Origin of the sequence: Pseudoxanthomonas kaohsiungensis (genome assembly GCF_010211765.1) — a bacterium.
GTDB lineage: Bacteria > Pseudomonadota > Gammaproteobacteria > Xanthomonadales > Xanthomonadaceae > Pseudoxanthomonas > Pseudoxanthomonas kaohsiungensis.
Genome location: NZ_PDWO01000009.1, coordinates 1 through 21,847 on the forward strand (window position 1 = coordinate 1; position 21,847 = coordinate 21,847).

Below are 21,847 nucleotides of genomic sequence, written 5' to 3' on the forward strand. Positions count from 1 at the left end.
GGTGGAAGGGGTGATCGGCGAGACCGGCGTGGTGGACGGGGGCGCGACCGACGAAGGCGGCGGGGCCGATGGCGGAGCCAGACCCACGGGCGCAATTGGACCTGCTGGGCCGACGGGCCCAGCAGGTCCAACCGGCCCGCCAAGCGGCGGCGAGCTTGGTGGCGAAACGCCGGGGGGCGCTGGCGGAAGTTGAAGGGGCAGGGAGGCCACGGCGGTGCCAGCCACCAAGCCGGAGTGGTAAACGAATTCCATCGTTGCGGTGTCCGCCTGACCGCAGGCGGCTGCCGCTGCGCTCGGGTTGAGCTGCCCACCGTCGTAGACGCTCACCCCCTCCACCCGAATGTCGTAGGCGTCGCGCGCAACGGCGGCGGCCAGGCGCGGGCACACGTCGGCGGGAGCGAACGGATACACCACCACGAACCCGTCCGCCGGGGCGTTGACCGTGTGCGGCGCGATGGTGACCGACGTGCCCCACGCAGTGCGCAGGGCCGAACCTTCCACCATGCGCGGGGGCGCCAAGCCGTCCTCCAACACCCGCGACGCGCTCACGCCCTGGAAGCTGCCCAGCAGCCCAAAAGAGCGGTCCACGGCAGTGGACAGGTCGCGCAAGTTGTCTTGCTCGCGCTTGGCCTTGGCATTGGCCGAGGCCGGTGCCAGGACCATGTAAATCCCCAGGGAGAGCGCGGACAACGCGCCCAGGGTCAACATCGTTTCGACGAGGCCCCAGCCGTGTGGGCGCTGCTTGTGGTTCTTCTTCATGGGACCCTCGGGGGAATGCGGTCCGACCAGTCCATCCAGTCGAAGACTTCTTTGGCGGCGGCCTCATAGGTCGCATGGGTGCGCGTGACGGTCAGGGAGCGGTCCGGCTTGAGCAGGCGCACGACGTAGACCAACGCGCCGTCCTCGCCCAGGGCTTCGTCCACCACCGCGCGGCGGAAGCCAGACGCTTGTGGCGGAACGCGCCTCATCGCTTCGCCGCCTTGCGGGCGGCGTCGCGCGCTTCGAGATGGTCCAGGCCCTTCTTGCGCAGCCGGTCGCGTCGCTGCTCGGGCGTGAGTTGTTCGGCAACAGCCAGCAGCGCGCCCACGATTTCCGCCGGGTCCCACTCGTCCGCGGCGGCGGCAATGACGAGGCCGCCCAATTCAATCTTGCGGTGCGCGTCTGCGCGCCGGGCTTCCTCGCGTTGCTTCAGCTCAGCGCGGCGGCGCTTCCGCTGTTCTTCGCGTTCGGCCAAGAGCAGTTTTGCTTGCTCTTTCGCCACCGCTTCGATCATCCGATCAAGTTTTAGCTTTCTCTTTTCAACATCTGCCACGACACGCCTGCAAACAGCCCTTGATAAACCATGCAACCAGAAATCGCGCGGAGCGCAAGGGGGCAACGCCCCAATCGATGGCGCGAGCGGATAGCGAGCGCCGCTCTTGTTTTGGCTAAAAAGTTGACAGCTTTTACGTGCATGGGAACCTGAAAACGGGGGCCGGCGAGCGACAGCGAGCGCCCCGGTTCTAGCGCGGTTTGATGAGGGTGCGAAGCGCCCGAAGAGAACAGCAATAGCGCACTTATGGTTTCGCTTCGCGAAACCGTGCGGTCAGGGGCTACGCCCCCGACACCCCGGCGCGCTTCGCACGCCTGCCCCCCAATGCTCGCCCCCAGAGGGGGCTGCGCTTCCGTCGTTGTTGGGGTTTTCAGGTAGTGGCGATTTACTCGGTCCAGGTGAAAAGTCTTAGCCGTGGGAAGGGCGACAGCGCGACCGCTGCCGCTGCTTACCGCGCTGGCCTGTGCTTGGACGACCCCAGCGGCGCGCGCCACGACTACAGCAAGAAAGGCGGTGTTCTGTCGGTGGACATGCTGGCACCCGATGGCGCGCCCGCGTGGGCCACGGATCCGCGGCAGCTTTGGGCCAAGGTCGAAGGCCACGAGACGCGGAAGAACGCGCGCGTTGCGCGTGAGGTGCTGGTGGCCTTGCCGCACGAACTGGACCCCGAGCAGCGGCGCGGCCTGGCTAAAGACCTGGGGCAATTGCTGGTCGAACGCTACGGCGTTGCCGCCCAGGTCGCGCTCCACGCACCCGACAAAGGCGGAGACAACCGCAACTTTCACGCGCACATACTCATCACCCCGCGCCAGGTGGGCCCGGATGGCTTCGGCAACAGTGCGGCGAAAGTCCTGGACGAATTCAAGGCAGGGGCGCAGGAACTGAAAGACCTACGGGCCGCCATCGGCGCGCGTATCAATGCCGCCCTAACCGCCGCTGGCGTTGCCTCGCGCGTGGACCACCGGCGCCTTGTGGACCAGAAAGCCGAGGCAGCCCAACGCGGCGATTTCGGCGCGGTCGCCCAATTGGACCGCGTGCCGACTAAACACGAGGGCAAGGCCGTCACCCAGGCCCGCCGCCGGGGCGAACGCCTGCCCAGGGCAAAGCGCAACGACCGAGCAAGAACGGCCAGTGAGCGCCGCTTCAACCAGCACACCCGCAGATTTGAAGACCTCAAGGCCAAGGCGGCCGCCGACGGCCGCTTGCAGCTGGTGGACGAGCAAGCCCTACACGCGCGCGCCTTGTTGGAGCGACGCAAGGAGGGCGCCCAGCGGCTGCGAACTGCCGCCATGGCCCAGGCCACCCCTAACAGCCCCACGCCAAAGGCCGCCGTCCAGGCGCGTGCGAAGAAGCCGCACAAGGCCGGGGCCTCCGTGCCCCGGCAGGCGGCTGGCGCCGCTGGTCAGCGGGGAAAGGTATCGGCTGCCGTCGAGCGAGTAGCACGCAGTAAAGACCGGGTCCAGGTGGAGAACGTGGTTATGCAAGAAGCCCAGAAGCAACTCGAAGAACTGATTGCCGAAATGCTGGCCCGCGCCAGGCGAGCCCTCCAGCTGCCAGAAGCAACCCCATGGCAGCGGGCCACCGCGCGCACCCTGTTGGAAACCCACGACGCAGCACGCCAGGCCCGCGAGGCGTGGCGCCGAACGGTCGAGGAGCGAAAGCAAGCGCGGGAAGCGGTTCGCCGTGCCCGTGCCGACCGGGGGCACTACGGGCCGCCGGCAGATGACCCCTTCAGCCGAATGCGCAGAGCCCTGGGCCATCCCACGGCGCACGACCGCCAGGCCTTGGACGCCGCTGAAACCGTGAAGCGGGCGAAGGTTGCCGAGGCCCAGGCCAAGGCGGATCGCGATGCCGCCAGCCGGCAGCGTCAGCAAGCAGAAGCCGTTGCCGAAAAGGCGCGGGCCCAGTTCGCCCAGGCCTTTGGCATGCCCGTGCCCCGCTTCGACGCGAAACCCCCGCAGCAACCCGAGCCCGCGCCCACGTTGGCCCCGGGCGTGGAGCCGACACCTGGGCGGACGTCCCTCCAGGAACGACAAAGGCCGCGCATGCGCTAGGGGTATGCAAGGGCGGCGGCGCTGAATAGGATCCGGCCATGGCCGAGACCGACTTTAGCGACTTCATCCGCGCGAACTACGAGCTCCACGAATGGCGGCACGCTGTCGCCATCCTCAAGTCGGACTTCCCAGACGAGTGGGCCGATATCCTGCGAATGCTGGAGGACTTCAGGCTCTATAAGGGCTGGATTGAGGTGGGCGGTGGCAACCGCTCTAACCTCGCCGCATGGGTTGACCACACGTTGGGCGAGCGGGGATGGGTAGAGACGAAGTTCAACACGCAGATCAAGGTTGATGAGATCACCAGGGACAGCCCAACCCACAAAGTGGATTGCTTCCGAAATCGGGTAGCGCTTGAGGTCGAATGGAACAACAAGGATCCGTTCTACGACCGTGACCTCAACAACTTTCGCCTGTTGTTTGACTTGGGCGTGGTCAGTGTCGGGGTTATCTTCACCCGGGCCGACGAGCTGCAAGAGGTGTTCGACGCGATGGGTCGCGGCTCTTCTTACGGGAACAGCACCACCCACATGGGCAAGCTGCTGCCGCGCGTGGAGGGTGGCAGCGGGGGCGGCTGCCCCCTGCTGGTCATCGGTATCAAGAAGTCCCTTTTGACCGACGCCGAGCCGCCCGCTGTGCCGAAGAAAGCGAAGGCGAAGAAGAAGCCCGCACCGGCTCCCCTTTTGGAGCCGCAGCGCGCGGACTAACCGACGGGCTCCGGTCTGCCTGCGAGTGATTGGCGTAGGTGTTCCAGGTCGGCGCGTAGTCGTCCGACTGGTTGCCCCACACGCTCCAGCCCTTGCGCGGGCCACGCGCGAACATCTCCAGGAATGGGCCAGGGCTACACGCCTCAATCAGCGGGTATTGCTCATCGGGCTTGCGGGAGTGCTCGCGCTTCTGCGTTGCTAGGAAGTTCACCTGCGTGCGGCCCGGGTCCAGCGTGCGCGCGTTCTTGCCCCGCACCCCGAACAACAGCAGTTCGGTGACGTTGCGGAAGTAGAAGCCCACCCCCCGGCCGTCTGGCCCCCCGTCCTTTCGGATCTTGTGCCACACGATGTTGGACTTGTAGGAGAACCCCCACGCCTTCATCACCTCTAGGCCTTCTGGGAGCAGCGCGTTGGGCACCCACAGATACAGGTGCGCGGTGTCGGCCACGATTTCGGACACCGGCAGGGCCATGATTTCCGGCAAGTCCATGGTGCCGTAGCGGCTCAAGCGCTTGTGTTCCGGCGCCATTTTCCCCGTGCGGTTCTGAAAACGCCACGGCGGATCCGCCATCACGGTCTTGAAGCCCTTAGACGGAGCCAAGGCCTTGAGTTCTTGGGCCGCCTGCTGGGCTAGGTTTTTCTTGGACACTGGTGGGGGCATTGAGGGAGCAAAAAGATCCTCAATGGTCGCTGGCTGGAGTGCCAAAGGCAAGGGCAATGAGCGCGTCATGACTAAAGACTAGGAGGGCGCGCTCGCAACGGCTGCGACTGGAAAGAGAACGCCCCGGCCATCTTGACGGATGACCGGGGCGCGCTACTTTGAAGGGAAGGCCCCTGGGTGAGCGAAACCCAGAGGCGAGCTAAGGTAGGAATCAGCTACCGAGCCCAGGCGGCGGCCCCATGAGGTCAGCCTACCAAGCCAGGGCCCGATCGCAACCCCCCTTTCCTCGTCCTCTGTTTCGCTGCCCACCCGGACGGCCTGCGCGACTGTGCTAGGCGGGCCCGGCTCATCCCCGGTAAACGGTTCTCACGGTCAGCCCCTTGGACGGGCAAGCGCGCGGCAACTGGGGACTGGGGGCTTAACTGTGTAGGACACCCCCGCAATCCGGACGCACGGGGAGCCGTGCGTGAACGCTGGCCTGGCCGCAGCCTTAGAGAGACGCTCACAACAGACCGTGGGCGGCGTGCACAAGGGGCAGCAGCGGCGACGCTGTGAAGCACGCTAGGCCGTCACGGGGTCGTTCCCCGCCGGCACACTCGCAGCCGCAAGGCACTTCAAGCGCGAGCCGCCCATCTCACTCCGATACCCAGCCGAGGGTGGGGCCCGTGTGCCCGCGTCCCGGAAAACCGGTCCGGTTTTTCCTAACAGGGAAAAGCGTAACGGTGAGCAGGAAGGCCGAGGGCGGGCCCGCCGACAGGCGGGACGCACTCGGCGGCGGGGGGCTCGGGGGGCGCGCCGTGGCGCCCCCCGCTCGGTTCAGGGCCGCCCGGAAGGAAAGCGGCCGGGCGACAAGTCGGGACATGTGCGCGGACCTCGCCACTGGGAAAGCTGGGGCTGGGATTCATCCAAGCCCCAGGCTTTCCCGCGTGCCCGCGTCCCGCAAAACCGGTCCAGAGCAAGAGCCAAAGCGCGGCCGGCGTTGCCGTCCGCCTAGCTCGCTCTCGCTCGCTTCCCTCCGGGAGGGTTCGGCCCGTGGCGGTGCCTCCCGGCACCGCAAAGGCCCGGCGGCCCTAATCCGACGCTTTGCTTCGCGAGACCTGCCGCTTTTTCGTCGCCCGCTGCCGACGCTTGTCCATGTGCTTGAGCTGCTTGAACGACGCATCGAACTGACCCGCCTTGTAGGTCGGCAGTGGGACAGGCGGGCCGTAGGCCTCCAAGGCCATCACGCGGTTGGGGATGGTGCCGGGGTTGACGTAGTGCTTGAGGCCCGAGGGCAGGCTCAAATCGTGGCCCGTGATTTCCTGCGTGGTGTGGATGGCCACGCCGTGTTCGTTGATGAGGCCATTGGTCACGTTGTGCCGAAAGCAGTGGAACGACTTCAGGCGCCCGGTCAGCCCCTGCTTGATGGCGAAGGCGCGGAATTGGTCGCCCATGGCGTCGCCGAAGCCGTTGGCTTGCGAAAACGGCAGGTGCGGGAACAAGCGCTCGCATCCGGCGCGCCTGAGGTCTTCCACGAACGTCATGAACCCGGCACCGAGCACGGACGACGGCAGGGGCACGAACCGCGACGAGTGCGCGTTCTTGAGCCGCTGGCCTTCGCGACTGGCACGGATGTGGATCCCGAAATGCCCGGCCTCCAGGCGCACGTCGTCCACGTAGAGCTGGGCGAGTTCGTTGAGGCGCGCCCCGGTGGCCACGCCCAGGATGGTGCCCCACCAGCGATGCGGATACTTCGCCGCCCACTTCGGAAACGCTTCCGAGTCGAATAGCGCCGCCAGTTCCTCCGGGGAGAACGGCTCTCGGCTGGGCGCGTCGGTCTTGGACTTGTCGCGGTTGAGGATGGCCTTGTGCGGCGACTTGGTCAGCAAGTCCTCGGCCACCTGGGCGTTGAGGAAGGCGGCCAACCGGTCCTTGTGCTTGTCCTTGGTGCGCATGCTCAAGCGCGGGTGGTCCTCGCGCTGGGCCTTGGCCAGGATCTCTTTGGGGGTCAGCCCCCGAAACACCTTCTTCTTGCTGGCGTTGCTGGGGTAGACCTCCATGGCCCTCAGAAACGCCCGCACGTCGTCGGTCGTGAGCCGGTGGAGCGGCTTGTCCCCGGTCAACTCCAAGAACAGGTGGAGGGTGTAAATCGTGTCGTCCAGGTTGGTCTGGCTGCGCTCGGCTAAGCGCATGTCGCCCAGGAACGTTTCGATGCGCTCGGACAGCCGCGGGGCATTGGCTTCGGCCAGCAGGTGCGGTGGGAACGCCCCAATGTCTTCGATTCGAGGGCTTTCGCTTTGAATGATGGCCTTGAGCCGACGCGCATCGTCGTCGTTGTCCACCTGCCAGCGCTCTCGGACCGTGCCATCCGTCAAGCGCTCGCGCTCAAAGGTCAGCTCCCGGATGGCGGTCGATTGCGCCGCCTTCAACGTCTCGTAGATGTCCAATGTGCGCCCCCTGCGCAGCAAGTCGAAGGCTTCCGATAGTGCCAGCCCCAGCCGGGCAGCCACCAGCCGCGCGGCGTCGCCTCGCAAGCCCGGCAGTGAGCGGATCAAGAACCGGGAGCCGACCTGGACGCGCAAGTCCACAGGCACCAAAAAGCGGGCGTAGAGCCCGCTGGGACGCCGCAAGAAGAGGGGTTTGGGCAAAACGATACCTCAAACGATACCTGAAGAAGGCATCGTTTGAGGCTCGCAATGCACCAAAAAACCTTGCAAAAACAAACCACTTACGTTAGTTTTGCAAATGAGAGTGGTGGAGGTGGGCGGAGTCGAACCGCCGTCCGAAGGTACTCCATCTCCGGCACTACATGCTTAGCTCACCGTTGGTTCTCGTCCCTTGGCAGCACGGCGTGCTAAGCGCACCTCGGGACACGCCTGTTGAGTCTTGACCGGTGGCTGACAGGTAACCACCACCGGAGCATCCCGTGATAATGACCCTACATCCACGAGCACAGGCACAAGTGGGTTCGGGGCTACGCCTTAAGCGGCGAGAGCGTAGTTGTCGTCGTTGGCAACTATGAGTTTGCCGCTGGATTAACGAGGAAAGCTGCCCCCTCGGCATGCGCCGGTCGATTTCGCAACCCCCGTCGAAACCAGGACACCCCCGGAAGCTGCGGGCGAAGTCATCGCCAGACGAGGTCCAGTGTAGGGACGCGGTGCGGTCGCTTCAAGGCGCACGCCGCCGCTCGCTTGCCTGCGTTCATCCGCCGCCTCTCCGGACTCGCCGCCCCCCGAGCCGCTCCCGCCCCGTCGATGCGCGGCCGGGGGCCGGGCGCCCAGGCCGGCGCGCACGACGGTCGCCTCGCCTTGCGTTCACGCCAGGTGCGCTGGAATCGAACCTCCCGACCAGCGAAGGAGTCCACCATGGCCCGTTGCGATGTCTGCGGAAACGACTACGACAAGGCCTTCCAGCTCATCCAGGCCGATGGCACGCGCGGCACCTACGACTCGTTCGAATGCGCCATCCATGCCGCGGCGCCGCGTTGCGAGCACTGCCGCTGCCGGATCATCGGCCACGGCGCCGAGCACGACGGTCGCTTCTTCTGTTGCGCCAGCTGCGCCCGGCATGCCGGTGTGGAAGGCCTGGACGACCGCGTCTGAGCAGCCGCGGAGGGACGGTGGTTACACTTTCCGGTCGCCGTCGCGCGGGTCGGCGCGACGCGGCTGGTCCGGATCGGGCCCGCGCACCGGCCCGATCGCGCGACGCTCCAGCCATCGCAGCACGGTGAGCACCGCCAGCGCCAGCAGCGTGATCGCAAGCGCCAGGACGTGATAGCCGAAGCCGACGGTGATCCCGATGGCGGCCACCATCAGCAATGACGCGGCGGTGGTGATGCCCTCCACGCCCCGACCGCCGCGGCTGGCGAAGATGGTGCCGGCGCCGATGAAGGAAATGCCGGCGATCACCGCCTCCACCAGGCGCAGCGGATCGATCTGCAGGCCGGTACCGGCGTAGTGCGCATCCTCCAGGATCATCCGGCTCAGGCCGAGCAGCAGCGCCGCGGTGCCGGCCACCAGCATGTGCGTGCGGAAGCCGGCCGGCCTGTCCTTCAGCTCGCGCTCGAATCCGATCGCGCCTCCCAGCGCCATGGCGTAGAGGATGCCTGGCAACACCCGCAATTCTTCGATCCAGTCCATCGTGGCTCCTTGAACGGCGCCACGATCCGCAGTGCACCGTGAAGGCCATGTCGGCGCCGCGGCCTAGCGGGCCAGCGACGCCAGGCCACCCTCGCCCGCCGTGCCTGCCCCTCCCAGTGCCTTGTAGACGCCCACCGCGGCGATGTTCACCGCCGCCTCGGCATCGGCGAGCGCGTCGTCGGCCGCCAGCTGGGTGCGCTGGGCATCCAGCAGCAGCAGGAAGTCGGCCGCGCCCTCGCGGTAGCCGGCCTCGGCCAGTTGCTCGGCCCGCCGCGCGGCCGCGGCCTGGTCGGCCACGATCCGCAAGCGCTCCTGGTGCCTCGCGTAATCCACCAGCGAGTTCTCGGTGTCCTCCAGCGCGGCCAGCACGGCCTTCTCGTAGGCCACCGCAGCCCCGTCGGCGCCCGCCTCGGCCGCACGCAGACGCGCGCGCACGCTGCCGAAGTCGAACGCCGCCCAGCGGATCGACGGCGCCAGCGACCAGGCCTGGTTGCCGCCGGCCACCAGGCCGCTGAAATCGCCGGAGACGAAGCCGGCGAAGCCACCGATGCTGATCCGCGGGAACAGGTCGGCGGTCGCCACGCCCACGCGCGCCGTCGCCGCGGCCAGGTGCCGCTCGGCCATGCGTACGTCGGCGCGCTGGCGCAGCAGCTCGCGCGTGTCGCCCAGCGGCAACGCCTTGACGTAGGCCGGGGTCGGCCGCGGCGCCAGCAACGGATCGAGCGCGCCCGGCTGCAGGCCCAGCAGCACCGCCAGGCGATGCCGGGCACGGGCCGCGCTGGTTTCCAGCAACGGGATGCCGGCCTCGATCTGCTTGAGCTGGGCACGGCTGCTCTGGACATCCAGCTCGCTGCCGGCGCCCAGGTCGCGGCGGGTTTCGGTCAGGCGCAGGGTGTCGTGCAGGTTGGCCAGGGTCTGCTCGGCGACGGCAATCCGCTTCTGCACACCGCGCAGCAGGAAATAGTTGCGCGCCACTTCGGCGGCAACGCTGACCTGCACGTCCTCCAGGCTGGCCTGCTCGGCTTCCAGGTCCGCGCGAGCGGCCTCGGCACCGCGGCGCAGGCGGCCGAACAGGTCCAGCTCCCAGGCCGCGTCGAAGCCCAGGCTGTACTCCTCGGTGGTGACGCGCTCGCCATCGGCACCCGCCGCCTGGCGCGTGCGCAGCTGGTCGGCGCCGGCGGTGACGTGCGGCAAGGGATCCAGCCGCCGCTCGACGAACACCGCGCGCGCCGCGCGCACGCGGGTGATGGCGATGCGCAAGTCGGGATTGGCCGCGAGCGCATCGCCGACCAGCCGCTCCAGCACCGGATCGTCGAACTGCCGCCACCAGCCAGCCACCGGCGAATCGGCCGCGAACACGCCCTCCACCTGCGCGTGCTGCAGTTGCACCGGCGCCGGCGCCGCGGCGCGGTAGTCGGGACCGACCGCGCAACCGGCGAGCAAGCCGGCCGCCAGGGCCAACGCGAGCGGACGGATCACCATGGCAGCACCTGGTCGAAGTAGAAGAAGCCGCCGGTCGGGCCGTCGTTGCCGATCAATGCCAGCCGCACGCTGGTGCGCGCGCCCTCGGGGACGGACAACTCGCCGTTCTGCTGGTCGCCAGCCTTGTTCATGTCGGTCTGCACGTAGCCGGGGTGGATGGTGTTGACCTTGATGCCGCTGTCCTTGAGCTCGTGCGCCAGGTGGATGGTCCACGCGTTGACCGCGCTCTTGGACACGTTGTAGGCCGGCACGCCCTTGAACTCGTAGATGAAGGACTCCGGGTTCTGGTGCTCGGCCATCGATCCGAGCAGGCTCGAGACGTTGACGATGCGACCCGCATCGGATTTGCGCAGCAGCGGCAGGAACGCCTGCGTGGTTTCGATCAGGCCGAACACGTTGGTGTCGAACGTGGTGCGCCAGGTGGCCAGCGACTGGCCGGACACACCTTTGCTGGCGTCGTCGACCAGGATGCCGGCGTTGTTGACCAGGATGTCGAGCCGGCCATGGCGCTGCCCGACCTCCTTGGCCGCGGCGGCGATGCTGGCCGGGTCGGTGACGTCCAGCGCGATCGCTTCCACGGGCAGTCCGTCGCCCTTCAACGCGGCGGCCGCCGCCTTGGCGCGTTCCAGGTCGCGCCCTGCCAACAGCACGTGCACGCCGGCTTCGGCCAGCTGGCGCACGGTCTCGCGGCCGATGCCGCGGGTGGCGCCGGTGACCAGGGCGATCTTCGATGCGGTATTCATGTCGTTTTCCTTCGTCAGGGGGAGGCACGGGATCGCACGGAGCGGCCCCGGCGGTATAGGTCATCCGTGCGCCAGGGCGGGCGCGTGGGAGACCAGGGGACGGTTGGCGAGCTTGCGCAGCGCCACGTAGAACACGGGGGTCAGGAACAGGCCGAACACGGTCACCCCGAGCATGCCGGCGAACACGGTGATGCCGGTGATCGAGCGCACCTCGGCGCCGGCGCCGGTGGACAGCACCAGCGGCACGGTGCCGGTGGACAGCACCAGCGGCACGGTGCCGGCGATGAAGGCCACCGAGGTCATCACGATCGGGCGCAGGCGCAGGCGGCACGCCTCCAGCGCGGATTCGACGATTCCCTTGCCCTGCAGCTCCAGTTCGCGCGCGAACTCGACGATCAGGATCGCGTTCTTGCACGCCAGTCCCATCAGCACCACGAGGCCGACCTGCACGAACACGTTGTTGTCGCCGCCGGCCAGCCACACGCCCAGCAGCGCCGACAGAAGCGTCATCGGCACGATCAGGATCACCGCCAGCGGCAGGGTCCAGCTCTCGTACAGCGCGGCCAGCACCAGGAACGCGAGCAACACCGCCAGCGGGAACACCACCAGCGCGGCCTTGCCCTGGGTCGCCTGCTGGTAGCTCAGGTCGCTCCAGTCGATGCCCATGCCGGTCGGCAGGGCCTGCTCCGCCAGTTCGACGACCTTGGCCATCGCCTCGCCGGAGGACAACACGCGCGGGTCGGCCTCGCCCAGCAGGTCGGCCGCCGGATACCCGTTGAAGCGGATCACCGGATCCGGGCCGTAGGTCTGGCGGATGTCGACCATCGAGCCGACCGGCACCATCTCGCCGCTGGCATTGCGGGTGCGCAGGTTGGCGATGTCCTCGACGTTGTCGCGGAACGGGCCGTCGGCCTGGGCGATCACCTGCCAGGTGCGGCCGAACATGTTGAAGTCGTTGACGTAGGCCGAGCCGAGGTAGGTCTGCAGCGTGTCGAACAGCTCGGTCAGCGGTACGCCCTGCGCCTTGGCCTTGACCCGGTCGACCTCCGCGTCCAGCTGCGGCACGTTGGCCTGGTAGCTGCTGATCGGGAAGCCCAGGCCCGGCGTCTGCGCCGCCGCCCCCTGGAACGCCTGCACGGCCGCCTGCAGTTCGCCATAGCCCAACCGGGTGCGGTCCTCGACGAACAGCGACCAGCCCGAGCCATTACCGAGGCCCTGGATCGGCGGCGGCATGAAGGCGAAGGTGAAGCCCTCCTCGATCGCGGCGAAGCGCTGGTTGAGCTCGGCGGTGATCTGCTCGGCGCTGTTCTTGCGCTCGCCGAACGGCTTGAGGTTGAAGAACACCACGCCGCTATTGGGCGTGTTGGTGAACTGCAGCGGGTTCAGGCCCGGGAAGGCGATCTCGTCCTGCACGCCCTCCACTTCCATGACCATGGCCGCCATCTTCTTCAGCACCGCGTCGGTGCGCTCGATCGAGGCGCCTTCGGGCATCTTCACCCCGGCGATCAGGTACAGCTTGTCCTGCACCGGGATGAAGCCGGCCGGCACCGCCTTGAACATCACCCCGGCGCCCAGCAGCAGCACCGCGTACACCGCGAACACCGCGCCGCGACGACCCAGCGCCCAGGACACCGCGCCCTCGTAACGCTCGGAGCTGCGCTTGAAGAAGCGGTTGAACGGGCGGAACAGCCAGCCGAACAGGCGGTCGATCAGCCGCGACAGGCCATCCTTGGGCGCGTCGTGCGGCCGCAGCAGCTTGGCCGCCAGCGCCGGCGACAGGGTCAGCGAGTTGATCGCCGAGATCACCGTGGAGATGGCGATGGTCACCGCGAACTGCTTGTAGAACTGGCCGGTGACACCGGTCAGGAAGGCCATCGGCACGAATACCGCGCACAGCACCAGGGCGATGGCGATGATCGGCCCGGACACCTCGCGCATGGCCAGGTGGGCCGCTTCCAGCGGCGTGGCGCCGTGCTCGATGTGGCGTTCCACGTTCTCCACCACCACGATGGCGTCGTCGACGACGATGCCGATCGCCAGCACCAGGCCGAACAGGGTCAGCGTGTTGATCGAGTAGCCCAGCAGGTACAGCACCGCGAACGTGCCGACCACGGACACCGGCACCGCCAGCAGCGGGATGATCGAGGCGCGCCAGGTCTGCAGGAACAGGATCACCACCAGCACCACCAGCAGCGTGGCCTCCAGCAGCGTGGTGACCACCGACTTGATCGAGTCGCGGACGAAGACCGTGGTGTCGTACACCGAGGTGATCTCCACGCCAGGCGGCAAGGTCTTGCGGATCTGCTCCATCTTCCCGGTCACCGCGTCGCGGATGTCCAGTGCGTTGGCGCCGGGCGCCTGGAAGATGCCGATGGCCGAGGCGTTCATGCCGTTCAGGCGCGCACGCAGGGTGTAGTCGCCGGCCGCCAGCTCGACCCGTGCCACGTCGGCCAGGCGCACGACCTGCCCGTCCGCGCCGCTCTTGAGCACGATGTTGTTGAATTCCTCGACGCTCTCGAGCCGGCCCTTGGCGTTGATCGGCAGCAGGAAGTCGCTGCCATTGGGCATCGGCTCGGCGCCGAGTTGGCCGGCCGAGACCTGCACGTTCTGCTCGCGCACCGCGCGCAGCACGTCGCCGGCGGTCATGCCGCGCGCGGCGACCTTGTCCGGGTCCAGCCACAGCCGCATCGCGTAGTCGCCGCCGCCGAACAGCTGCGCATCGCCGACGCCGGGGATGCGCGCCAGCTCGTCCTTGACGTGCAGGCGCATGTAGTTGCGCAAGTACAGCGAGTCGTAACGCCCGTCCTTGGACACCAGGTGCACCACCATCAGGAACACCGGCGACTGCTTCTGGGTGGTCACGCCCTGCCGGCGCACGTCCTCGGGCAGGCGCGCCTGCGCCTGGGCGACGCGGTTCTGCACGCGCACCGCGGCCTCGTCCGGGTCGGTCCCGGGCTTGAACGTGGCCGTCAGCTGCAGCACGCCGTCGGAACCGGCGACGGACTTGAGGTACATCATGTCCTCGACGCCGTTGATCGCTTCCTCCAGCGGCGTGGCGACGGTCTCGGCGATGACCTTGGGGTTGGCGCCCGGGTAGACGGTGCGCACCACCACCGAGGGCGGCACCACTTCGGGGTATTCGCCGACCGGCAGCAGCGGGATCGCGATCAGGCCGGCGGCGAAGATCACGATCGACAGCACCGCGGCGAAGATCGGCCGGTCGATGAAGAATCGGGAGAAGTCCATGGGTGGATTTCCTGTGGAAGTCGGAAAGAGCGTCCCGTGCCCCGTCCGCGGATGCGGACGGAGCCGGTCGATGTGGCGGGCCGGCGCGGCCGGCGGCGGAATCAGCGACTCAGTTGGCGGCGACCGGGGTCGTGGCGGCGGCGGGCTCGGCCGCCACCGGCCGCGCCTGCACCGGCATGCCCGGGAAGAACACCTTCTGCACCCCGCTGACGATCACCTTGTCGCCGGCGGCAAGGCCCTGCTCGACGATGCGCAGGTCGCCCGACTTGCGGCCGACTTGCACGTCGCGGCGCTGGGCCTTGCCCTCGCCGTCGACCACGTACACGTACTTGCGGTCCTGGTCGGTGAGCACGGCCTTGTCGTCCACCAGCGCCGCCTCGAACCGGCTGCTGCCGAGCACGCGCACCCGCGCGTACAGGCCCGGCGTGAAACGGCGGTCGGCGTTGTCGAGCACGGCACGGGCGCGGATGGTGCCGGTGCCGCGATCGACCTGGTTGTCGAGGAAGTCGACCACGCCGGCATGCGGGAAGCCGTCCTCGTCGGCCAGCGCCACCTGCACCGGCACCTGGCCGTCGCGCTCGCTGGGGCGCTCGCCCTCGCGTTCCATGCGCGCATAGCGCAGGAAGCTGCGCTCGTCGGCGTCGAAGTGGACATGCACCTTGTCCAGCGAGACCACCGTGGTCAGCACGCTGGCCCCGTCGCCGGCGCCGACCAGGTTGCCGGCGGTGACCAGCGCGCGACCGGCGCGTCCGTCGATCGGCGAGCGCACCTGGGTCCACTCCACCGCCAGCCGCGCCGCCTCGACCGCCGCCTGCGCGGCCGCCACGTCGGCCCGGGCCTGTTCGGCGGCCGAACGGCGCTGCTCCCAGGTCTCGGTGGAGATCACCTTCTCCTCGCTCAGGCGCCGGGCGCGCTCGGCTTCGCTGCGGGCCAGCTCGGCGCGGGTGCGGGCGCGTGTCAACTCGGCCTGGGCGCGGGAGAGCTCGGCGCGGTAGCTCCGCGCATCGATGGTGAACAGCACGTCGCCCTTGCGCACATCCTGGCCCTCGCGGTAGTTCACCTGTTCGATGTAACCGGACACGCGCGGCCGCAGCTCCACGCTCTCGACCGCCTCGATGCGGCCGCTGTACTCGTCCCATTGCTGGACCGGCTTGACGGCGACGGTGGCCACGCCGACCTGCGGCGGCGGCGGATGGCCTTCGTTGGCCTGCCCGCTGCAACCGGCGAGCACGGCCATCGCGAGCACGCCGACGGCGATGCCATGCCAGCGGCCACGGGAGAACGGCTTGGAAATCTTCATGGGAACAGCTCCTTGGGGGAGGATTCGGGGAATGGGGGTCATGCCGGGCGGCCGTCGCCGGAGAGCGGCGGGGCGACCAGCGAAGGGGCGATGTCGCCGGCCAGCAGGCGGTGCGGCGGCGCGGCGTGCGGCGGCGAGAACGCCACCACGCAGCGGCCGCGCTCGGCGTGGCTGGCGAGCATCGCCACCACGTTGCGTCCCACCGCCAGCGCGCTGGGCCAGCCGGTGCAGGCATGGGCCGCGTTGTCGACGGTCCACACCGGGGAATCGATCGCCAGCAGTTGCAGCCGCACGCCCAGCGGCTGCGCTTCTTCATGCAGGACCTTGGCCAGCATGCGCGAGGCGGCGACGGTGACCGAGGCCTGGCCGTAGCCCGACCAGCCGCACTCGGTCTGCGGGCCGCCGATCAGGATGTAGCGCCCGGGCGCGTCGCCGTGCCGGCCCAGCAGCGGCAACAGGTGGCGCGCGGCGGCCAGGTGCGGCAGGACGTCGTCGTCGAGCATGCGCCGCAGCGAGGAGACCGGCCCATCGAGCAGGCGACCGCTGCGGTGGGCACCGCCGACCGCGTCGACCACCGCGCGCAGCGGCCGCGGGCGCTCGGCAACCTGGGCGGCCAGCCGCGCGGCCTGGCGATCGTTGGCGACCGACCCGGGCAACAACACCAGCCCCGGCTCGTCGGCATGCTCCTCGGCCAGCCGCTCCAGCCGGCGACGGTCGCGACCGACCGCCAGCACCGGACTGCCGGCCTCCAGAAGGGCGGCGACGATACCCGAGCCGACCTTGCCGCTGGCGCCCAGGACCAGGACTTCGGGAGCGAGCATCCCACTCACGGGATATTTTCTCCCACACAAGGGACAATCCCGCCTGGGCAGCGCTTTCCGCCTGCACGGCCGGCCGACACCGTCACCCCGCCGCGCTGCAGTCGCCGCGGCACGGTGAACTCCCGGAAATGCCCGTGCGGCCGGCTTTCCCCGAAGGAACGGAACGACAAGCCCTTGTCGTTGCTGGGGCCGGAGGGGGGCAACAGGCGGGCGATCAGGTCGCGGATTTTCATGGGGGCGGACCGGCTGCAGTGAACAGGCCGCCAAGTTACGCCTGCAATCCGGACTTGATTAGTCCTGATTAAAGGGAATAATCATCCCGCAGTCGGTCCAATCCCCTCCCCCGGACTCTTTCCCATGGCACACGATCTCAACGACACCCTGGTCTTCGTCAAAGTCATCGAACAGGGCAGCTTCATTGCCGCGGCCAAGTCGCTCGGCCTGCCCAAGACCACGGTCAGCCGCAAGGTGCAGGAGCTGGAAACGCGCCTGGGCGCGCAACTCCTTCACCGGACCACCCGCCGCCTGGGCCTGACCGAGGCCGGCAACGTGTACTACGAACACTGCCAGCGCATCGCCCAGGAACTGGCCGAGGCGGAAAGCGCGGTCGGCCAGCTGCAGGGCGGTCCGCGCGGGTGGCTGCGCTTCACCGTGTCGTACTCGATCGGCATCGCCTGGATTTCGCCGCTGCTGGGGCAGTTCCACGAGCTCTATCCGGACATCCGCCTGGACATGCACATGAGCAACGATCCGGTGGACCTGATCGGCAACGAGATAGACGTGGCCCTGCGGGTGGGCACGCTGGCCGACTCGACCATGGTCGCGCGCCGCCTGGCCGGCTTCCGCACCCAGGTCTTCGCCAGTCCGCGCTACATCGAACGCCACGGCGAGCCGCTGCACCCGGACGAACTCCAGCACCACCGCATCGTCGCGGTGCGCAAGGCCTACCACCATCATCCTTCGCGGATCACCTGGCCGCTCAGCGACGGCAGCCGCACGGTGGACTATCCGATCCAGCCACTGATGGTGGCCAACGATCCGTCCGCGCTTCTCGGCGCGGTACTGTGCGGCGAAGGCCTGACCCTGGCCAGCGACGTCACCGCCAAGCCCTACGTCGAGGTCGGCGCGCTGCGCCGCGTGCTGGCCGGCTGGACCGGACCGGAGGTGGACCTCAACGCGGTGTTCCCGCGCGGTCGCACCCTGTCGCCGAAGGTGCGCGCGTTCGTGGACTTCCTGGTGGAACGGCTCAGCAGCAACGCCGACTACATGATGGCCCAGTGCCCGGCGATGTGCACCGGCGGCAAGGGCGCCTCGGCGGAGCATGGGGACGAAACGCCGACCGAGCGGAGCGAGTCCGCCGAGCGCGAGGGCAAGCGCATCCTCGAGCAGGTGGTGGGCTGAAACGCGCGCGCGCCGGAGCGCGGCGATGGATCACGCTACAACAGTGCGATGAAGTATCGGGATGAAGCACTGCGATTGGACAGGACGGGCCGCATCACGCGGCCCGTCCTGCCACTGCGCTCTGCCGTGGCTCAGGACTGCACCGGCACCAGGGTGATCTCGACGCGGCGGTTGGCCGCGCGCCCGGCCTCGGTGTCGTTGCTGGCGATCGGATAGCGCTTGCCGCCACCGACGGTGATCAGGCGCTCCTGCTGGACGCCCTGCGCCTGCAGGTACTGGGCGACCGCGCCTGCGCGCTGCTCGGACAGGCGCTGGTTGACCTCCTCGCTGCCGATGTTGTCGGTATGGCCGGCGACTTCGACCACGGTCTGGTTGTACTCGCGCAGCACCGCGGCCACGTCGTTGAGCACCGGGTAGAACTGCGGGTCGATGTTGGCGCTGTTGAAGGCGAAGGTGACGTTGCCCGGCATGTTGAGGGTGATGTTGTCGCCCTTGCGCGCCACGTCGACGCCGGTACCGCGCAGCTTCTCGTTCAATGCCGCCTGCTGGCGGTCCTGGTAGTTGCCGATCGCACCGCCGCTCAGGGCGCCGATGCCGGCGCCGATCATGGCGTGCTGGCGACGCTCGACCGCGCTGTCGCCGGTGAGCAGGCCGGCGGCGATGCCGATGCCGGCGCCGATCAGCGCGCCGGTGCCGGTGCGGTTGGGCTGCTGCTGCCCGGTGTACGGGTCGGTGGTCTGGCAGCCGGCGGCGGCCAGCGCGACCAGCGTGGCGGCGGCCAGGGCGAGGGAAGTCTGCTTGCGGATCATGGGCGCGCTCCTGTGCATGGACGATCCGGCCGCTCCGGCCGGGTTGGAGGCGGATGGTAAGGCGCCGATCGTGAGCGCTAGGTGTCTGTCCGCGCGCGCCGGAGCCGGCCGCAATGGCCGGGCCCTCCCCTACTCGAACACGCCCACCGAATCGTGGGTCAGGTTGTCGAAGCGGGTGTACTCGCCGAAGAACTTCAGCTTGACCGAGCCGGTCGGGCCGCTTCGCTGCTTGCCGATGATCACCTCGGCCAGGCCCTTGTCCGGCGAGTTCTCGCGGTTGTAGTAATCGTCGCGGTAGATGAAGACGATCAGGTCCGCATCCTGCTCGATGGCGCCCGATTCGCGCAGGTCGGCCATCACCGGGCGCTTGTCGGTGCGTGTCTCCAGCGAGCGGTTGAGCTGCGACAGCGCGATCACCGGCACGTTGAGCTCCTTGGCCAGCGCCTTGAGCGAACGGCTGATCTCGGAGATCTCGGTGGCCCGGTTTTCGCTGTTGCCCGGCACCTGCATCAGCTGCAGGTAGTCGATCACGATCAGGCCCAGGCCGTGCTCGCGCTTGAGGCGGCGAGCCTTGGAGCGCAGCACGTCCGGCGACAGCGCCGGGGTGTCGTCGATGAAGATCTTGACCTCGCGCAACATCTTGATCGCGCTGGTGACCCGGCTCCAGTCCTCGTCTTCCAGCTGGCCGGTGCGCAGGCGGGTCGCGTTGACCCGGCCCATCGAGGAGATCAGGCGCAACGCCAGCTGCGAGGCCGACATTTCCATCGAGAACACCGCAACGGCCTTCTTCGACTTCATCGCCCCGTATTCGGCGATGTTCAGCGCCAGCGTGGTCTTGCCCATCGCCGGGCGCGCCGCGAGGATGATCAGGTCGGTCGGCTGCAGGCCGGCGGTCATCTCGTCGAATTCGGTATAGCCGGTGGCCATGCCGGTGACGCCGCCGCCGCTGTTGTAGCGGCTCTGCAGGACCTCGAAGGCCTCGGTCAACGCGCGGTTGACCGGGGTGAAGTCCTGGCGTCCGCGCGAGCCGGCCTCGGCGATCGCGAACACCTCCTGCTCGGCCTTGGCCAGCAGCGCGGCGCTGTCGCGGCCCTCCGGCTGGAAACCGTCGTTGACGATGCCGGTACCGACCTCGATCAGCTGCCGCAGCACGGCCTTGTCGCGGACGATCTCGGCATAGGCGCGGATGTTGGCCGCCGACGGCGTGGTGGTCGCCAGCTCGACCAGGTAGGCGCCGCCGCCGATCTGCTCGGCGTAGCCCTGGGAATCGAACCACTCGCCCAGGGTGACCGCGTCGAACGGCCGGTTCTTTTCGGCCAGTTCGCGGATCGCGCGGTAGATGAGCTGGTGGTCGCGCCGGTAGAAGTCGTTCTCCACCAGGATGTCGCCGACCGCATCGTAGGACTCGGGCGCGAGCATGAGCCCGCCCAGCACCGCCTGTTCGGCCTCGACCGAGTTCGGCGGCACGCGCAACTGCTCGATGCGGGCGTCACCGCGGTCGCGATCACGGTCGTTGCGGAAGCCGGGGCGTGCGGACATCGGGGCGATGGACTCCTGGGCGGGTCCGCCAGGCTGGGCGGATCGCTCGATGGAAGGTAGGAAAACCGGAGCGGACATCGTAGTCGGAGCGGCCAGCCGAGGGTTGCAGATAACCCTGTGCATAACCGGTGGGCATCTCGCCAGATGCGACCGGGGCACCTGCACCGCGACGCGCCGAGGCCACTGCGGCGAGCACCGGATGCGGAGGGCGCCTCGCGGCGCCGACGCCCCAAATGCGGAGGGCGCCTCGCGGCGCCCTCCGTTGGTACACGCGTTCCGGCCACGGCCGGAAGCGGTCGATCAGGCCTCGGGCTCGACCACGACCTTGACGGTCGCCTCGACGTCGGCGTGCAGGTGGACCAGCACGTCGAACTCGCCGGTGTGGCGCAGCGGGCCTTCGCCCAGGATGACCTCGCTCTTCTCCAGCGGCAGGCCGGCGGCGGTGAACGCCTCGGCGATGTCGCGCGGGCCGACCGAGCCGTACAGCTTGCCTTCGGTCGAGGCATTGGCCTTCAGGGTCACGCTGGCGCCCTCGAGCTTGGCCTGGCGGGCCTGGGCATCCTCGAGGCCGGCCTTGGCCTTGGCTTCGTACTCGGCGCGCTTGGCCTCGAACTCGGCCAGGTTGGCGGCGGTGGCCGGCACGGCCTTGCCCTGCGGGACCAGGAAGTTGCGGCCGTAGCCCGGCTTCACGTTGACCTTGTCGCCCAGGTTGCCCAGGTTGGTCACCTTCTGCAGAAGGATCAGTTGCATCGTATTGCTCCTCTATCCGTTAGCGACGCCCGTGGGCGCCGCAACGATCGCTGTCCGGATCGGACGTTCTTGGTTTCAACAGCCAGTTCGGTAAGTCGAGCGCTCTTCGTCAAAAGTCCGCACAGGGATGTGCGGGCTCCTGCGAGGGACTCGCATCAAACGTCGTGGTTGTCGGTGTACGGGATCAGGGCCAGGAAACGGGCGCGCTTGATCGCGGTCGACAGCTGGCGCTGGTAACGCGACTTGGTGCCGGTCACGCGGCTCGGGACGATCTTGCCGTTTTCGGTCAGGTACTGGCGCAGGGTGTTGAGATCCTTGTAATCGATCTCCTTGACACCCTCGGCGGTGAACTTGCAGAACTTGCGGCGACGAAAGAACTTGGACATGGGTGTGCTCCTAGGGGGGCGCGATCAGGCGGCTTCGGCGTTGTCGCCGTCGTTGTCGGCGGCGGGCGTGCCCTCGCCTTCTTCGTCACGGCGGCGGCGCTCGCCACGCTCGGGCTTGTCGCCCTTCTCGTCCTTGGTCTTCATGATCAGCGACTGCTCGGTGTCCGGGCCGTCGCGACGGATGACCAGGTGGCGCAGGATCGCGTCGTTGAAGCGGAAGGTCTCGACCAGTTCGTCGATCGTCGGCTGGTCGGCCTCGACGTTGAACAGGACGTAGTGGGCCTTGACCAGGTTCTGGATCGGATAGGCCAGCTGGCGGCGGCCCCAGTCTTCCAGGCGGTGGATGGTGCCCTTGCCGTTCTCGATGGTCGACTTGTAGCGCTCGATCATCGCCGGCACCTGCTCGCTCTGGTCGGGGTGGACCAGGAACACGACTTCGTAATGGCGGCTCATTGCATTTCCTCGTGGATGCGGCCCTCGCGGGCCTGGCAGCCCCCCGTCGACCGGAACGGAAGCGG

At 68.3% G+C, this 21,847-nt stretch carries 21 protein-coding genes and 1 other RNA gene; 4 read left to right on the forward strand and 18 right to left on the reverse strand.

Annotated elements, in window-relative coordinates; genetic code table 11:
• From CSC66_RS10590 to CSC66_RS10600, 3 genes are all read right to left on the reverse strand, one after another.
• Positions 1–759: type 4 pilus major pilin (locus tag CSC66_RS10590; protein ID WP_202935631.1), on the reverse strand; the 759-nt coding region annotated here is incomplete at its 3' end.
• The gene (locus CSC66_RS10595) at positions 756–923 is read right to left on the reverse strand and encodes a hypothetical protein (RefSeq protein ID WP_162377370.1); all 168 of its coding nucleotides are present in this window, start codon (positions 921–923) and stop codon (positions 756–758) included. The genes CSC66_RS10590 and CSC66_RS10595, both read right to left, overlap by 4 nt.
• Positions 924–964: 41 nt before the next feature.
• On the reverse strand, positions 965–1,312 hold the full coding sequence (locus CSC66_RS10600; protein ID WP_162377371.1) for a conjugal transfer protein TraD: 348 nt from the start codon (positions 1,310–1,312) through the stop codon (positions 965–967).
• A gap of 398 nt (positions 1,313–1,710) precedes the next feature.
• Here CSC66_RS10600 and CSC66_RS10605 point away from each other — a divergent pair, with 398 nt between their 5' ends.
• Both CSC66_RS10605 and CSC66_RS10610 read left to right on the forward strand, forming a co-directional pair.
• Positions 1,711–3,366 carry a MobA/MobL family protein gene (locus tag CSC66_RS10605; protein WP_274381864.1) on the forward strand — a complete coding sequence of 552 codons (1,656 nt, stop codon included), beginning with the start codon at positions 1,711–1,713 and terminating at the stop codon, positions 3,364–3,366.
• A gap of 38 nt (positions 3,367–3,404) precedes the next feature.
• Positions 3,405–4,073, forward strand: a complete 669-nt coding sequence (locus tag CSC66_RS10610; RefSeq protein ID WP_162377373.1) for a BglII/BstYI family type II restriction endonuclease — start codon at positions 3,405–3,407, stop codon at positions 4,071–4,073.
• Here the strand turns inward: CSC66_RS10610 and CSC66_RS10615 are convergent.
• From CSC66_RS10615 to ssrA, 3 genes are all read right to left on the reverse strand, one after another.
• Entirely contained in the window at positions 3,964–4,722 is a 759-nt protein-coding gene (locus tag CSC66_RS10615) for an MT-A70 family methyltransferase (RefSeq protein WP_202935632.1), read from the reverse strand. The two genes, CSC66_RS10610 and CSC66_RS10615, sit on opposite strands and share 110 nt — an antisense overlap.
• A gap of 1,082 nt (positions 4,723–5,804) precedes the next feature.
• Entirely contained in the window at positions 5,805–7,205 is a 1,401-nt protein-coding gene (locus CSC66_RS10620; RefSeq protein WP_379655886.1) for a site-specific integrase, read from the reverse strand.
• A 260-nt stretch (positions 7,206–7,465) separates the two neighbouring features.
• Positions 7,466–7,820: a transfer-messenger RNA gene (gene ssrA, locus CSC66_RS10625) on the reverse strand.
• Between the two features lie 258 nt (positions 7,821–8,078).
• On the opposite strand from ssrA, the gene CSC66_RS10630 reads away from it, so the two are divergent.
• On the forward strand, positions 8,079–8,315 hold the full coding sequence (locus tag CSC66_RS10630) for a hypothetical protein (protein ID WP_162377374.1): 237 nt from the start codon (positions 8,079–8,081) through the stop codon (positions 8,313–8,315).
• Positions 8,316–8,336: 21 nt separating this feature from the next.
• On the opposite strand, the gene CSC66_RS10635 is transcribed toward CSC66_RS10630, so the two are convergent.
• The 7 genes from CSC66_RS10635 to CSC66_RS10665 all read right to left on the reverse strand — a co-directional run bounded on the left by CSC66_RS10635 (position 8,337) and on the right by CSC66_RS10665 (position 16,677).
• Positions 8,337–8,852: an MgtC/SapB family protein gene (locus CSC66_RS10635; protein WP_162377375.1), complete on the reverse strand. Its 516-nt coding sequence runs from the start codon at positions 8,850–8,852 to the stop codon at positions 8,337–8,339.
• A gap of 63 nt (positions 8,853–8,915) precedes the next feature.
• Positions 8,916–10,334, reverse strand: coding sequence for an efflux transporter outer membrane subunit (locus tag CSC66_RS10640; RefSeq protein ID WP_162377376.1), 1,419 nt, complete (start codon positions 10,332–10,334; stop codon positions 8,916–8,918).
• Positions 10,328–11,077 (reverse strand): SDR family oxidoreductase, encoded by a 750-nt coding sequence (locus CSC66_RS10645; protein WP_162377377.1) that lies wholly within the window; start codon positions 11,075–11,077, stop codon positions 10,328–10,330. Before CSC66_RS10645 ends, CSC66_RS10640 begins: the two co-directional genes overlap by 7 nt.
• A 60-nt stretch (positions 11,078–11,137) precedes the next feature.
• The gene (locus CSC66_RS10650; RefSeq protein ID WP_162377378.1) at positions 11,138–14,323 is read right to left on the reverse strand and encodes an efflux RND transporter permease subunit; all 3,186 of its coding nucleotides are present in this window, start codon (positions 14,321–14,323) and stop codon (positions 11,138–11,140) included.
• 109 nt (positions 14,324–14,432) lie between these two features.
• Positions 14,433–15,623, reverse strand: coding sequence for an efflux RND transporter periplasmic adaptor subunit (locus CSC66_RS10655; RefSeq protein ID WP_202935633.1), 1,191 nt, complete (start codon positions 15,621–15,623; stop codon positions 14,433–14,435).
• A 38-nt stretch (positions 15,624–15,661) separates the two neighbouring features.
• Positions 15,662–16,444, reverse strand: a complete 783-nt coding sequence (locus CSC66_RS10660) for an SDR family NAD(P)-dependent oxidoreductase (RefSeq protein ID WP_202935636.1) — start codon at positions 16,442–16,444, stop codon at positions 15,662–15,664.
• Positions 16,445–16,449: 5 nt separating this feature from the next.
• On the reverse strand, positions 16,450–16,677 hold the full coding sequence (locus CSC66_RS10665) for a hypothetical protein (protein ID WP_162377368.1): 228 nt from the start codon (positions 16,675–16,677) through the stop codon (positions 16,450–16,452).
• 124 nt (positions 16,678–16,801) lie between these two features.
• Between CSC66_RS10665 and CSC66_RS10670 the strand changes: the two genes are divergently transcribed.
• Complete coding sequence (locus tag CSC66_RS10670) at positions 16,802–17,845, forward strand: LysR family transcriptional regulator (RefSeq protein WP_162377381.1); 1,044 nt, start codon at positions 16,802–16,804, stop codon at positions 17,843–17,845.
• A gap of 131 nt (positions 17,846–17,976) precedes the next feature.
• On the opposite strand, the gene CSC66_RS10675 is transcribed toward CSC66_RS10670, so the two are convergent.
• The 5 genes from CSC66_RS10675 to rpsF form a co-directional block, all read right to left on the reverse strand.
• Complete coding sequence (locus CSC66_RS10675; RefSeq protein ID WP_202935634.1) at positions 17,977–18,654, reverse strand: YiaD family glycine zipper/OmpA-like lipoprotein; 678 nt, start codon at positions 18,652–18,654, stop codon at positions 17,977–17,979.
• Positions 18,655–18,783: 129 nt separating this feature from the next.
• Positions 18,784–20,193, reverse strand: coding sequence for a replicative DNA helicase (locus tag CSC66_RS10680; RefSeq protein WP_162377383.1), 1,410 nt, complete (start codon positions 20,191–20,193; stop codon positions 18,784–18,786).
• A gap of 300 nt (positions 20,194–20,493) precedes the next feature.
• Positions 20,494–20,943: a 50S ribosomal protein L9 gene (gene rplI, locus CSC66_RS10685; RefSeq protein WP_162377384.1), complete on the reverse strand. Its 450-nt coding sequence runs from the start codon at positions 20,941–20,943 to the stop codon at positions 20,494–20,496.
• Between the two features lie 155 nt (positions 20,944–21,098).
• Positions 21,099–21,329 carry a 30S ribosomal protein S18 gene (rpsR, locus tag CSC66_RS10690; RefSeq protein WP_052633502.1) on the reverse strand — a complete coding sequence of 77 codons (231 nt, stop codon included), beginning with the start codon at positions 21,327–21,329 and terminating at the stop codon, positions 21,099–21,101.
• A gap of 24 nt (positions 21,330–21,353) precedes the next feature.
• Positions 21,354–21,782: a 30S ribosomal protein S6 gene (rpsF, locus tag CSC66_RS10695; RefSeq protein WP_162377385.1), complete on the reverse strand. Its 429-nt coding sequence runs from the start codon at positions 21,780–21,782 to the stop codon at positions 21,354–21,356.
• Positions 21,783–21,847 lie beyond the last annotated feature (65 nt).

Excerpts from the sequence above, each read along its gene's own strand:
- CSC66_RS10680 (WP_162377383.1), bottom strand. The coding sequence starts at position 20,193 with ATGTCCGCACGCCCCGGCTTCCGCAACGACCGTGATCGCGACCGCGGT.
- rpsF (WP_162377385.1), bottom strand. The coding sequence starts at position 21,782 with ATGAGCCGCCATTACGAAGTCGTGTTCCTGGTCCACCCCGACCAGAGC.
- CSC66_RS10650 (WP_162377378.1), bottom strand. The coding sequence starts at position 14,323 with ATGGACTTCTCCCGATTCTTCATCGACCGGCCGATCTTCGCCGCGGTG.
- CSC66_RS10635 (WP_162377375.1), bottom strand. The coding sequence starts at position 8,852 with ATGGACTGGATCGAAGAATTGCGGGTGTTGCCAGGCATCCTCTACGCC.
- CSC66_RS10665 (WP_162377368.1), bottom strand. The coding sequence starts at position 16,677 with ATGAAAATCCGCGACCTGATCGCCCGCCTGTTGCCCCCCTCCGGCCCC.
- CSC66_RS10610 (WP_162377373.1), top strand. The coding sequence starts at position 3,405 with ATGGCCGAGACCGACTTTAGCGACTTCATCCGCGCGAACTACGAGCTC.
- CSC66_RS10645 (WP_162377377.1), bottom strand. The coding sequence starts at position 11,077 with ATGAATACCGCATCGAAGATCGCCCTGGTCACCGGCGCCACCCGCGGC.
- CSC66_RS10675 (WP_202935634.1), bottom strand. The coding sequence starts at position 18,654 with ATGATCCGCAAGCAGACTTCCCTCGCCCTGGCCGCCGCCACGCTGGTC.
- CSC66_RS10640 (WP_162377376.1), bottom strand. The coding sequence starts at position 10,334 with ATGGTGATCCGTCCGCTCGCGTTGGCCCTGGCGGCCGGCTTGCTCGCC.
- rpsR (WP_052633502.1), bottom strand. The coding sequence starts at position 21,329 with ATGTCCAAGTTCTTTCGTCGCCGCAAGTTCTGCAAGTTCACCGCCGAG.
- rplI (WP_162377384.1), bottom strand. The coding sequence starts at position 20,943 with ATGCAACTGATCCTTCTGCAGAAGGTGACCAACCTGGGCAACCTGGGC.
- CSC66_RS10660 (WP_202935636.1), bottom strand. The coding sequence starts at position 16,444 with ATGCTCGCTCCCGAAGTCCTGGTCCTGGGCGCCAGCGGCAAGGTCGGC.
- CSC66_RS10630 (WP_162377374.1), top strand. The coding sequence starts at position 8,079 with ATGGCCCGTTGCGATGTCTGCGGAAACGACTACGACAAGGCCTTCCAG.
- CSC66_RS10670 (WP_162377381.1), top strand. The coding sequence starts at position 16,802 with ATGGCACACGATCTCAACGACACCCTGGTCTTCGTCAAAGTCATCGAA.
- CSC66_RS10655 (WP_202935633.1), bottom strand. The coding sequence starts at position 15,623 with ATGAAGATTTCCAAGCCGTTCTCCCGTGGCCGCTGGCATGGCATCGCC.